Source organism: Lederbergia graminis (assembly GCF_042655485.1).
GTDB lineage: Bacteria > Bacillota > Bacilli > Bacillales > Bacillaceae_C > Lederbergia > Lederbergia graminis.
The window spans coordinates 23,642-37,144 of record NZ_JBHSMC010000004.1 but is presented as its reverse complement, the minus strand read 5'-3'; the positions used below and the strand labels follow the sequence as shown (position 1 = coordinate 37,144).

General features: G+C 37.0%; 11 protein-coding genes. 10 read left to right on the top strand and 1 reads right to left on the bottom strand.

Annotated features, from left to right (window positions below; all coding sequences use genetic code 11):
- Positions 1–19 precede the first annotated feature (19 nt).
- The gene (locus ACFPM4_RS06020; protein ID WP_382349026.1) at positions 20–796 is read left to right on the top strand and encodes a peptidylprolyl isomerase; all 777 of its coding nucleotides are present in this window, start codon (positions 20–22) and stop codon (positions 794–796) included.
- Positions 797–1,786: 990 nt separating this feature from the next.
- Here ACFPM4_RS06020 and ACFPM4_RS06015 read toward each other — a convergent pair.
- Complete coding sequence (locus ACFPM4_RS06015) at positions 1,787–2,653, bottom strand: YitT family protein (protein ID WP_382349023.1); 867 nt, start codon at positions 2,651–2,653, stop codon at positions 1,787–1,789.
- A gap of 221 nt (positions 2,654–2,874) precedes the next feature.
- Here ACFPM4_RS06015 and ACFPM4_RS06010 point away from each other — a divergent pair, with 221 nt between their 5' ends.
- The 9 genes from ACFPM4_RS06010 (at position 2,875) to ACFPM4_RS05970 (ending at position 13,436) form a co-directional block, all read left to right on the top strand.
- Positions 2,875–6,549, top strand: coding sequence for a nitrate reductase subunit alpha (locus ACFPM4_RS06010; RefSeq protein WP_382349020.1), 3,675 nt, complete (start codon positions 2,875–2,877; stop codon positions 6,547–6,549).
- On the top strand, positions 6,539–8,074 hold the full coding sequence (narH, locus tag ACFPM4_RS06005; RefSeq protein WP_382349017.1) for a nitrate reductase subunit beta: 1,536 nt from the start codon (positions 6,539–6,541) through the stop codon (positions 8,072–8,074). The genes ACFPM4_RS06010 and narH overlap by 11 nt, the downstream gene beginning before the upstream one ends.
- Entirely contained in the window at positions 8,067–8,636 is a 570-nt protein-coding gene (narJ, locus tag ACFPM4_RS06000; RefSeq protein ID WP_382349014.1) for a nitrate reductase molybdenum cofactor assembly chaperone, read from the top strand. The genes narH and narJ overlap by 8 nt, the downstream gene beginning before the upstream one ends.
- Complete coding sequence (narI, locus tag ACFPM4_RS05995) at positions 8,629–9,315, top strand: respiratory nitrate reductase subunit gamma (protein WP_144927176.1); 687 nt, start codon at positions 8,629–8,631, stop codon at positions 9,313–9,315. Before narJ ends, narI begins: the two co-directional genes overlap by 8 nt.
- Before the next feature lie 46 nt (positions 9,316–9,361).
- On the top strand, positions 9,362–9,820 hold the full coding sequence (locus ACFPM4_RS05990) for a GAF domain-containing protein (RefSeq protein WP_382349011.1): 459 nt from the start codon (positions 9,362–9,364) through the stop codon (positions 9,818–9,820).
- Positions 9,820–10,890 carry a sensor histidine kinase gene (locus tag ACFPM4_RS05985; RefSeq protein WP_382349008.1) on the top strand — a complete coding sequence of 357 codons (1,071 nt, stop codon included), beginning with the start codon at positions 9,820–9,822 and terminating at the stop codon, positions 10,888–10,890. Before ACFPM4_RS05990 ends, ACFPM4_RS05985 begins: the two co-directional genes overlap by 1 nt.
- The gene (locus ACFPM4_RS05980) at positions 10,887–11,534 is read left to right on the top strand and encodes a response regulator (protein WP_144927185.1); all 648 of its coding nucleotides are present in this window, start codon (positions 10,887–10,889) and stop codon (positions 11,532–11,534) included. The genes ACFPM4_RS05985 and ACFPM4_RS05980 overlap by 4 nt, the downstream gene beginning before the upstream one ends.
- Before the next feature lie 25 nt (positions 11,535–11,559).
- Complete coding sequence (locus tag ACFPM4_RS05975; protein WP_382349004.1) at positions 11,560–12,087, top strand: hemerythrin domain-containing protein; 528 nt, start codon at positions 11,560–11,562, stop codon at positions 12,085–12,087.
- 170 nt (positions 12,088–12,257) lie between these two features.
- Positions 12,258–13,436: a nitrate/nitrite transporter gene (locus ACFPM4_RS05970; protein ID WP_382349001.1), complete on the top strand. Its 1,179-nt coding sequence runs from the start codon at positions 12,258–12,260 to the stop codon at positions 13,434–13,436.
- Positions 13,437–13,503: the final 67 nt, after the last annotated feature.

The window sequence follows — 13,503 nt, the reverse complement described above, 5'->3', positions numbered from 1 at the left end:
AGTCTTCGGAGGGTTTTAGATGAAAAAGAAACTTGTATTTGGTACCGTTTTATTTCTGTTTGTAGGACTATTGTTTGCATGCGGTAAAGGTGAAGAGCTTAAGCTGGATAGTAAACAAAAAGAAGAGAGTACTGAAAAAAAAGATTCACAATCACAGGATTCACAACAAAGTGACAAATCTAATCAAAAGGCAGGAGATGCAGAAATGGCAGTATATCCACAATTATCACTAGAAGTAGCAGAAAATGAAAGATTAGTACAAATGAATACTAATATGGGTTCTATCAAAATTAAACTCTTTCCAGAAGCAGCACCAAAAACAGTAGAGAATTTCATTACTCATGCGAAAGATGGGTACTATAATGGAATCATTTTCCACCGCGTTATTAATGAATTCATGATTCAAGGTGGAGACCCTACTGGAACTGGTATGGGTGGAGAAAGTATTTATGGTGATGCATTTGAAGATGAGTTTACAATGACTCTTTTCAATATTAGAGGTGCTTTATCAATGGCAAATGCAGGCCCTAACACGAATGGTAGCCAATTTTTCATTGTGCAAAAATCTGATGCACCTGCCACTGCAGAGCAATTGAAAAATGGTGGATGGCCAGAAGAAATTGCAAAAGCGTATGAAGAAAATGGTGGTACACCTCACTTAGATCAAAAACATACAGTGTTTGGACAAGTAATTGAAGGCATGGATGTTGTTGATAAGATTGCTAATGTAGAAACAGCACGTGGGGATAAACCAGTGGATGATGTAGTAATTGAGAGTATTGATATTCTTAAGTAATGAATATAAAAAGCTGTCCAAAAGTACATTTTGGGCAGCTTTTTTATGAAGGTTTAATTTTAAAATGTTGATAGTTGATTTCCGCTCTAGGCGGACGCTTTCCGCGGGGCGAGCGGTGAGCCGCTTCAGTCGCACTGCTCCTTGCAGGGTCTCACCTGCACGCTAGTCCCGCAGGAGTCGCCGCCTGCCGCTCCAATCAACAGTGTCCGCAACTAATAGTGTGTATATATGAGGCTTTATTCCCGCAGTGGATGGGAAAAGAAGGTGCAAAATATGCTATTAGGGAAATGACGGAAGAAAAGGTTGTTGTGTTAAATTATAATAGTTGATTTCCGCTCTAGGCGGACGCTTTCCGCGGGGCGAGCGGTGAGCCGCTTCAGTCGCACCGCTCCTTGTCTAGCTCAAGCTCCTAACGGCTAACGAACGATCCATTCCTTCCCCTACGATAAGTCAACAGCGGCTCATTCCTCGCCGTGTTTCCTTTATCTCAGTCCAGGAATGTCTCCCGTTCGTACGCCGCTGATCAGTCGCCTTCGCTTTTCTATCTGCAGGGTCTCACCTGCACGCTAGTCCCGCAGGAGTCGCCACCTGCCGCTCCAATCAACAGTATCTGCTACTAATAATGTAATATATGAGGCCTTTATTCCCGCAGTCAACCATGTATCACAAAACCGGCTATACACCACAGAGGATGAAAATGGATTAAGTAGTCCATACTGATACTATCTTGCACATGGTAGGTATAGCTTTTTATTTTACGAATTAGAAGGGTTTTATTTATTGTTGTCTTTTTTCGTAATTAGAATTTTTTGCTTTCATGGTAGGAGTCTCCGTGTATTTCTTCCGCTTGTATCTTTTAATTACTGTCTTCACATATTAATTTTTTTGCAATTATTACTCTAATAAAGAAACCCGAACTAGATGATAGTTCGGGTTTTATTTATGTTTGTAATCCTTTGGGATTATCTTCGGAATTTACTGCTATCCTATTTAATGCGCGTTTTCTTTTCTAAAGTTGCTGCCTGAGATGTCTGAGACATTTTCGATTGCGATGAGTGCTTTTGGGTCTATTTCGTGTGTAATTGCACGTACGGTTGATAATTCGATTCGGGTAACGATGGAATAGATAATTTTCTTTGGCTCATTTTTATATACACCTTCGCCATGAATATAGGTAATTCCTCTACCTAATTCTTTTATTAATCGGTTAGCAATTTCTTCTGGAGTATCGGAAATAATCGTTACTGATTTTAATTCCTCTAAACCTTCAACCACAATATCAATCATTTTATAAGCAATAAAATATGTAATGATGGAATACATCGCAGTTTCCCAACTAAATACTAATAAAGCTGCAAGTGTAAAAATGAACACATTGATAATCATAACTGTTTGACCTACTGATACAGGACGCTTTTTACTAATAATAATCGCGATAATTTCAGTACCATCTAATGCTCCGCCTGTTCGAATTACCAAGCCAACACCGGTACCTAATATTACTGCTCCGATTATCGTTGCTAAAAATAAATCATTTGTAAATGGTTCTAAATGATGAAGAAAAGAAGTTGCTATGGATAATACAACTACTCCATATAAAGTATGTAAAGTAAATTTAATACCAATTTTTCTAAAGCCGATAAAAAGAAATGGTAAGTTTAGAATTATAATGAACAAACTCATTTTAAATCCAGTTAATTCTGCCCCTATAATAGAAAGTCCTATTACGCCTCCATCTAAAATAGAATTTGGCACTAGAAACAATTCTAGTCCTACAGCAGCAATAATTGCTCCAATTGTAATCATCACAATTTGTTGCACTTCTTTGAATAATCGTTTCTTCTTTAAAGTATCCATAAAACCATGCCTTTCCCTACGTGTATTCTTTTCTTTTTAAATAATACCATTTTTTATCAATTATTACCTACTTAGAAAAATTAGGAATGTTTTCAGGGATTCCCACTACATCTTTAGGTATTTCCCTAATGGGAGTACTTTGTATAAACCTTCACAATGGAAATATAGGAATAAGTACAACATCTTATGATGCATGGAGAGAAGGGGAGTGGAAGGTACTTATGAAAGGGAAATTTGGATTACGATTTTTAAAACCAACTGAAAGATATTCTGGAAACTGGTCCATCCTCGAAGAAAAAAGTAGAGATTGGGAAAATATGTACCGTAAGCGATGGTCACATGATAAGGTAGTCCGCACAACCCATGGTGTTAACTGTACAGGATCATGCAGTTGGAAAGTATTCGTGAAAAACGGCATTATTACATGGGAAAATCAGCAAATAGACTATCCATCCTGTGGTCCTGATATGCCAGAATTCGAACCGCGTGGTTGTCCACGAGGTGCATCTTTCTCTTGGTATGAATACAGCCCATTACGAGTGAAATACCCTTATATGCGTGGAAAGCTAAGGCGCTTATGGAAGAGTGCATTACAAGATCATTCTAGTCCAGTGGATGCGTGGGCAAGTATTGTGGAAGATGCTGAAAAAAGTAAGGTTTATAAACAAGCACGAGGTAAAGGTGGACATGTCCGTGTTACATGGCAAGATGCATTACAGTTAATATCTGCCCAATTACTTTATACTATTCGCAAATATGGACCCGACCGCATAGCAGGCTTTACTCCTATTCCAGCAATGTCGATGTTAAGTTATGCATCTGGTGCTCGCTTTATCTCCTTATTAGGTGGAGAGATGCTCAGTTTTTATGATTGGTATGCTGATTTACCACCAGCATCACCGCAAATATGGGGAGAACAAACCGATGTACCAGAATCATCAGATTGGTATAATGCTGGCTATTTAATTATGTGGGGTTCAAATGTTCCATTAACTAGAACACCAGACGCCCATTTTATGACAGAAGTTCGTTATAAAGGAACAAAAGTTGTTTCCGTAGCACCGGATCATGCAGAAAGTGTAAAGTTTGCAGATAATTGGATTGCTCCACACCCAGGAACAGATGCTGCTGTTGCACAAGCAATGACCCATGTTATTCTTGATGAATTTTATGTACAGCGCAAAGAGCCAATGTTCATAAACTATGCAAAGCAATATACAGATTTACCATTTCTAATTCTGTTAGATAGACATGAGGATTCCTATAAAGCTGGGCGCTTCCTACGTGCTAGTGACCTAGGAGAAGTATCGGAAAATGCACAATGGAAACCTGTAATATATGATGAAATTTCTAATAATGTCATCGTTCCTAATGGGACGATGGGACAGCGATGGGAAGAGGATTCAAATTGGAACTTAATCCTTGAAAATGAAGATGGTTCACAAATTGATCCAGCAATGAGTGTAGAGATAGTTACTTCTGAGTGGAAAGAAATAGTATTCCCATATTTTGAAAACCAGGCGAACGGTACTTTTAAACGGGATATTCCTGTGATGGAGATCACATTAGCAGACGGGTCCATTCAGTATGCTGCTACTGTATATGATTTAATGTTAAGTCAATACGGAATTCAACGTCCTAATAGTAAATTTGCAGCAACAGGATATGAAGATGCTACGTCCTTTTACACACCAGCATGGCAAGAAAAAGTAACGGGAGTAAAAGCATCAGTTGTAGTCCAAGTAGCACGTGAATTTGCACAGAATGCGATTGATACAGAAGGGCGCTCCATGATCATAATGGGAGCGGGAATTAATCATTGGTTTAACAGTGACACAATTTATCGCTCCATCCTGAATCTTGTCATCTTAACTGCATCTCAGGGAGTTAACGGTGGTGGCTGGGCGCATTATGTTGGTCAAGAGAAAGTAAGGCCAATTGAAGGCTGGAGCTCAGTTGCTTTCGCGAAGGATTGGCAAAAAGCAGCTCGTCAACAAAACGCTACATCCTTCTTCTACTTTGCAACAGATCAATGGAAATATGAAGAAGCTGGAACAGACCGATTAAAGTCACCAACTGCTGATAAAGTACATTATCAACATCCAGCTGATTACAATGTGTTGGCTGCAAGATTGGGATGGTTACCATCCTACCCGCAGTTTAATAAAAGCAGCTTGGAGTTTGCAACAGATGCTAAGGTGAATGGATTTACTACAGATGAAGCAATTGTTAAAGAAGCATACGATCAAGTTGTTTCTGGAAAAGTTAACTTTGCCGTAGAAGACCCTGATGCACCTGAAAACTTTCCACGTACTTTGTTTGTGTGGCGCTCCAATTTAATTTCTAGTTCTGCAAAAGGACAGGAATATTTTATGAAACATTTACTTGGGGCAAGTGACGGACTATTAGCAATTCCGAATGAAGACGAAAAACCTGAAGAGATTATATGGCGGGAGGAAGTAAAAGGAAAGCTAGATCTACTTGTTGCTTTAGACTTCCGTATGACTGCAACACCAATGTATGCGGATATTGTACTCCCTGCAGCTACTTGGTACGAAAAACATGATATATCATCAACGGATATGCATCCGTTCGTTCATCCATTTAATCCAGCAGTGGATCCGCTTTGGGAATCTAAATCGGATTGGGATATATATCGTGAATTAGCAAAAGTATTTTCTGAAATGGCAAAAACAGAGATGCCAGGAGTTTATAAAGATGTAGTCACTTCACCTTTAGCCCACGATTCAAAAGGCGAAATATCACAATCTTTAGGGATTGTAAAGGATTGGAAAAAAGGAGAAGTAGAAGCTGAACTAGGAAAGACAATGCCTAACTTTATAGTAGTAGATCGTGATTACACACAAATTTATGATAAATACATCACATTAGGTCCTTTACTTGCTGATGGGAAAGTCGGAGCACACGGAGTTAGTTTTTCAGTTTCAGATGAATATGAAGAATTGAAGAAGATTAATAGTGTTCATTTCGATGAAACGATTAAAAATGGATTACCTAAACTTAACACTGCTCGTCAAGCAATAAATGCAGTCCTTCATTTATCTTCTGCAACGAATGGGCAAGTCTCACAAAAGGCTTATAAGTCGTTGGAAGAAGATACCGGAGTACCATTAGTAGATATATCCCAAGATCGATCAGCAGAAAGAATTACGTTTGAAAGTATTACAGCACAACCACGTGAAGTAATTCCGACTCCTGTATTTAGTGGTTCCAATAAAGGTGGTAAACGTTATTCACCTTTTACGACGAATATTGAAAGACTAGTTCCGTTCCGCACTTTAACTGGACGCCAACATTTTTATGTAGACCATGAAATTTTCCTACAGTATGGAGAGGCGTTACCGGTATATAAACCTACATTACCTCCAATGGTATTTGGTAATAAAGACAAGAAAATAATAGGAAATAAGGATGACCTTATATTACGTTATTTAACACCACATGGAAAATGGAATATTCATAGCACATATCAAGATAACTTACACATGTTAACGTTATTCCGCGGTGGACCAACTGTATGGATTAGTAATGTCGATGCGGAGGAACATGGAATCGATGATAATGAATGGCTTGAGATATATAATCGAAACGGCGTAGTCACAGCACGAGCAGTAGTAAGTCACCGGATGCCAAAAGGGACGATGTTTATGTACCATGCCCAGGATAAGCATATTAATGTTCCTGGTTCAGAGATTACGAAAGAACGTGGTGGTAGTCACAATGCTCCAACACGGATTCATATGAAACCAACACAAATGGTAGGTGGCTATGCGCAATTAAGTTATGGATTTAACTACTATGGACCAATTGGGAATCAACGAGACGAATATGTAGCAGTACGTAAAATGAAAGAGGTGAACTGGCTTGAAGATTAAAGCACAAATTGCCATGGTGATGAATCTAGATAAGTGTATTGGCTGCCATACTTGTAGTGTGACATGTAAAAGTACATGGACAAATCGACCTGGTGCAGAATATATGTGGTTTAATAACGTGGAAACAAAGCCAGGGATTGGCTATCCAAAACGTTGGGAGGACCAAGACCTATATAAAGGTGGTTGGCAACTTCGTAATGGTAAATTAGAATTGCGATCAGGAAATAAGTTATCCAAAATTGCGTTGGGAAAAATATTCTATAATCCGGACATGCCAGAAATGAAAGATTACTATGAACCATGGACATATGATTATGAAGTGTTAACAAATGCACCTGAGAAAGAAAACACTCCTGTAGCACGCCCGAAATCGGTTATTACTGGTGAATATATGAATCTTGAATGGGGACCAAACTGGGAAGATGACTTGGCTGGAGCACATATTACAGGTCCTAAGGATCCGAATGTCGAGAAAATCGAAGAAGAGATCAAATTTAATTTTGAACAATCATTTATGATGTACTTACCACGTTTATGTGAACATTGTTTAAACCCAAGTTGTGTAGCATCATGTCCTTCTGGTGCTATGTATAAACGGGATGAGGATGGAATTGTCCTTGTTGATCAAGAAGCATGTCGTGGTTGGCGCTATTGTATGACTGGATGCCCATATAAGAAAGTATATTTTAACTGGAAAACAAATAAAGCAGAAAAATGTACATTTTGTTATCCACGTATTGAAGCAGGATTACCAACAGTTTGCTCGGAGACATGTACAGGTAGAATACGTTATTTAGGAGTATTACTGTACGATGCAGACCGAGTATTAGAAGTAGCAGCAACACCAGATGAGAAAGACTTATATGAAGCACAGTGCAGTTTATTTTTAGATCCAAATGATCCAGAAGTAATAAAACAAGCTCAAAAGGATGGAATTGCAGATAAATGGATTGAGGCAGCGCAAAATTCACCGGTATATAAACTAGCTATTGAATATCGACTAGCTTTCCCGTTGCATCCAGAATACCGGACATTGCCGATGGTTTGGTATGTGCCACCTTTAAGCCCAATTATGAATTACTTTGAAGGAAAAGATTCGATTAAAAACCCAGATATGATTTTCCCTGCCATTGAAGAAATGCGAACACCTATTGAATATTTAGCTAATTTGTTAACAGCTGGTGATACTGAAACAGTGAAAGGTGCTCTACAACGAATGGCTATGATGCGCTCTTACATGCGAGCAATCTCATCAGGTAAAGAGTTTGATGAAAGTAGACTAGAACGTGTTGGCGTAACTGCTCATCAAACAAAACAAATGTATAGATTACTAGCGATAGCTAAATACGAAGATAGATTTGTAGTACCAACATCACATCGTGAAGGTTATTTAGATCCATACCGGGCTCAAGGTGGAACTGGTTTTGATGATGGTTGTGATGGATGTGGTCCACAGCAAATTCCAAATAAATCAGGGAAACAGTTATATGAAGAAAACTTCTATGGGGGAATTTGGCGTGATTGATTTACAACAATTACATCAACATAAAGAGTTTTTTGGTTTTCTAGCTTATCAGCTGTCTTACCCTAAAAAAAGGACATTTCATCCACAATTACTAGAGGGAACTGTATCTCCCTCTAGTCCCGCTTACGAACATGTGATGAAATATTGGGAAAAAATCCATGCTTACAGTCTAGAAGAATTAGAAGAGTTATATGTAGCAACATTTGATTTTCAAAAGCGAGCAACCTTGTACATGACATACGTGAAATTTGAAGATAGTAAAGAAAGAGGGCAAATGCTAGCACGTTTAAAAGTGCTTTATGAAATGTTTGGCCTTGAAATTCCAAATGGGGAATTATCTGATAGTCTTCCATTAATTTGCGAATTTATCTATGCTGCAGACTGGTTAGGGGATCCGCGAGCAGATGACAGTTTTAAGATTCTATTAGCTGTAATAGAAGATGGAACATTCCATCTATTAAACACGCTGAAAGAGTTTAATAGTCCATATGCTCCATTAATACAGGGGTTGCGAGCGACTGTTAAGTCATGCTTGAAGAAGGGAGATCCAAAACATGTTTGAGCAATTTTTGTGGGTGATATATCCATACATTTGTGGAGTAATCTTTATTGTCGGTCACATTTTTCGTTATCGACATGACAAGTTTAATTGGACGGCTAAATCTAGTGAATTTATAGAAAAGAAACAATTAATGATAGGAAGTATTTTATTTCATGTTGGGATTATTCCAGTCATCATGGGACATGTTTCTGGTCTTGGTATCCCGAAAGAATGGATGCGAGCAATAGGAGTAAATGATCATTTATATCATTTAGGGGCAGTGTACATTGGTGGATTCTTTGGATTTGTAACATTTGCAGGAATGTTAATCTTAACTACAAGAAGATTTACAATCAAAAATGTTCGTAAATTAAGTTCTGTATCTGATTTAATTGTTAATACATTGCTTCTGTTCATCATCTGCTTAGGTATGTATGCAACATTAGTAACAAATGCCGTGCAACCTGATTTTGACTACCGTACATCCATTTCAGTTTGGTTTAGAGACTTGTTAGCATTCCATCCGGATCCAGCATTAATGAGAGATGTACCGATTTCATTTCAATTGCATATTCTTTCTGGATTTTTAATTTTTGCACTATGGCCATTTACTCGACTTGTACATGTATGGAGTGTACCATTAAACTATGTAGGACGTAGCTACATCCTCTATCGGAAAAATCGTACACATCAACAATGAAGGGGGGAGAAGACATCCACTTCTCCTCATAAGAAAGGTATAGATGATGGACAATAACATAGATTATCAAACATTAATCGATGAATTGAGAGCACAATCAGCGATAGACTTAATCGCACTGGCATTTGTTCAAACTTCACAACTTGATTATGTACTTAAATGGCAATATGCATCAGGGAATATTAATAATCGTTACAAACGTGTTGTATTACAATCAGGTAAAGGAATTGCTGGATTAGTTTATAAATCCGGTAAGCCTATGTATATAAAGGATATTACAGATAACATCATAACCGACCTATATAATTATCCAATTGTTGTATCTGAAGATCTGAAAAGATTAGTCGCATTTCCAATTTTTGAAGGGCAGCAAGATAAGGTAAAAGGTGTTATTCTTTTAGGGAATCGTGATACTAAGACGAGTGAATTAAAAGATTATCAACATGTTTATACATTATTTCTGAAACAAATTTCTGCAAGTGGTTTTAACGGGGTGAGTTGGTAATGGAAAATAAACAGATGAATGAATTAATGGAGAGATTATTCTATGAGAGTTCAGAAGCAATTTTCTTTTTTAATCGTCATAATCAACTCATCAACATGAACCCTGCAGCGGAGGAAATTTTAGATCCTTATGTAAAGGAAAATTTACTTGCGAAAGTGGATAAAGGATTTTGTTTAACATGTCGAGGGTTTACAAATGAGAAAGAAGAAATGACGTGCGAAGGTTGTTTTATGGGTAATCCAAACCAAGACTTTACATCTTTCCAAGTTTTTTTAGATACGCGTGGTAAAGGTGTTATTCCGTATATAGCGACATATCAAATAATTGATAAGCAACGTGGAATAAAAGTGTTTATGTTACGAAACTTAACTCGGCATAATCAAGTAAAAGAATCGTTTTACAAAAGTAATTTAATGCAAAGGACGATTAACGCACAGGAAAACGAAAGAAAACGTATTTCTCGTGAACTTCATGACAGTATTGCCCAAGAATTAATTAGTTCTTTAGTAGAACTCCGTGTTTTAATGTATATGGATATTTCAACAGAAGTTCGCGATAAAATAGTGGAGACGGAAGCATCTCTAAATCGTTTACTGGAAGAAGTTAGAAATCTATCCGTTGAACTTAGACCTGCATTACTAGATGATTTAGGGTTAGAAGCTGCATTCCGCACACATTTTAAATGGATTGAAAAAAACTATGGGTTACTAGTGCATTTTAATGCCGAAATGCAAGGAGCACGTTTTAATAGTGAAATAGAAACTGTGGTATATAGAATTTGCCAAGAAGCTGTATTTAATGCTCTAAAATATGCTAGGGTAGATGAAGTGAAAATCCGGCTTTTTCTTACAAAAGATAATTTGGAACTAATTGTTGAAGATGAAGGTATTGGGTTTAATATCGATGCGAAAGAAGCACAAGGAACCGGTTTAGGCCTATTTGGAATGCATGAACGAGCAGAATTAGTAGGAGCAAATCTTTCGATACAATCAGTAATTGGAAAAGGCACGATTATCCATTTGGCAATTCCATTATCGAAGAAGGTATCTAAGGAGTGGAGTACAATATGAAAATTGTAATTGCAGATGATCATGCAGTGGTTCGCAGTGGATTTACCATGATTCTTAATTTACAAGAAGATATGGAAGTTGTAGGTACAGCTGCAGATGGTATTGAAGCTCATCGACAAGTAGCAAAATACGAACCAGATATTTTATTACTCGACTTAAGCATGCCACCTGGAGAGAGTGGATTAATTGCTGTAGGAAAAATCAGTGAGGACTTTCCAAATACGAAAATAATCATATTAACGATGTATGATGATGAAGAATATTTATTCCATGCGTTAAAAAATGGAGCACATGGCTATGTGTTAAAGAATTCTCCAGATGATGAATTACTAAAAGCAATTCGTACTGTCTACAATGGTGAAACATATATAAACCCAAAGATGGCTACATCTCTAGTACGTGAATTCGTGAAGAATGACCAAAATGTTGTGGAGAATGATCCATATAAAGTGTTGTCAAAAAGAGAGCTAGAAATTTTGCCATTAGTTGCAAAAGGTTATGGCAATAAGGAAATCGCGGAAATGCTCTTTATATCCGTCAAAACAGTAGAAGCACATAAGGCGAAAATAATGGAAAAATTACATTTGAAAAGTCGACCTGAGCTAGTTGAATTTGCATTGAAGAAGAGGTTACTCCATTTTTAAATGTATCTTAAAAGGAGTTTGAAATATGACCGTTACTAATATTTTTAGGTTTAAAGAACCTTCCATGCGTATACTGGAAAATGAGCATTTATTTCTCACCCATTTAATGAATGAGTGGCACGCAATCGTATTAAATTTTGAAAAAGGTGTTTATACTCTCGAAGAAGGTAGGATGGAAATAAAGAGATTGCGAAAACTATTAGTAGAATTTATTGAGCCTTGGAAAAACCATTGTGAAAAGGAAGAAGCGTATTTCTTCCCATTACTAGGACTTTATATTGGTAAAGAGCAAGGACCGATTGTAACAATTGAAGCAGAACATGATGATATTGACGGTTACATTGGCCATTTTTTACATCACACGTTATCAAATATAGAAAATCTTACTCTAGAAGAAATGATGGACTTAGTGAAAGACGCTGGCGAAGCATATGAAGTACTAATGGTTCATTTTGTGAAAGAGGAGAGTGTTTTATTTCCGATGACAGAAAAGGTCATGAAAGCAGTAGATCAAGAAAAACTAACACAACAATTACATACAAAAATCATTTAATCGACTTTGCTAATGATAGCGAGTCTTTTTTTGTCTCTATATGATCATTTCTTCACAATACAGGGATTCCCCCGAGTAATTAAGGGAGAATCCCTATTACCAGTTGGACGTATCGTCTTTAGAATATTAACTAGATACTGATCTTAGTGACAAAGGAAAGGTGAGATTACATGATTAGGAAAGTACAACTACCACTACAATCATTAAATTTAGTTGTTGGTTTTATGGTTTGGGTAATAATTTCCTCGTTATTACCTTTTATTAGGGAAGATATTCAAATACCTCAAGAAAAAATTGCTATTTTAACGGCAATCCCAGTTGTGTTAGGTTCCGTTTTACGGATTCCACTTGGATATTATGCTAATATCATTGGAGCACGTATGGTGTTTATGATTAGCTTTATCATTTTATTATTTCCTGTCTATTATTTAAGTGAAGCAAATTCCTACATGGATTTGGTTCTTGGAGGCTTACTTCTTGGGATAGGTGGAGCGGTGTTTTCCGTAGGAGTTACTTCATTGCCTAAATATTATCCAAAAGAAAAGCATGGATTAGTAAACGGTGTTTATGGGGTAGGAAATATTGGTACAGCTATTTCTACTTTTGCTGCACCTATGTTAGCAACAAAGTTCGGTTGGTCTTTCACAATTAAATTGTACTTAGTTTTATTATTAGTGTTTTTAGTTTTAAATATATTTTTTGGTGATCGTCATGAAGTGAAAGTAAAGGCACCAATTATGCAACAAATTAAAGGTGTCATCAATAATCAGAAATTGTGGTTCTTTTCATTGTTTTATTTCATTACATTTGGTTCTTTTGTAGCTTTTACCGTATATTTACCAAATTTTCTTGTGTCCGAATTTTCCTTAGATAAAGTGGATGCAGGTCTAAGAACGGCTGGTTTTATTGCTGTTGCAACATTTTTACGTCCATTAGGTGGATGGCTTGGTGATAAGTTTAAGCCTCTGTTTATTTTAATAGGAGTTTTTGCCGTATATACATTTGCAGCTATCGTACTCGCATTCTCGCCTGGTATGGGACTATATACTGTTGGATGCATTTTAATCGGGATTTCAGCAGGAATAGGAAATGGTGTCATATTTAAACTTGTCCCTCAATATTTCAATAAAGAAGCAGGAATTGTAAATGGAATTGTCTCTATGATGGGGGGACTAGGTGGGTTCTTCCCTCCGATTATGTTAGCTGCTATTCATTCTATTACTGGTCATTATGCGATAGGATTTATGTTATTGTCACAAGTGGCATTGGCCAGCTTAATTCTCGTTATATTAATGTACTATCAAGATCGTCTTAAGCTTGTGATGGAAACAAATACGAAAACAAGTTAAATTGTTTTGAACGATTGAAATTAAAAAGCTAGTATGTATAAGCTGTATAGGAGAAATACGGACCGAA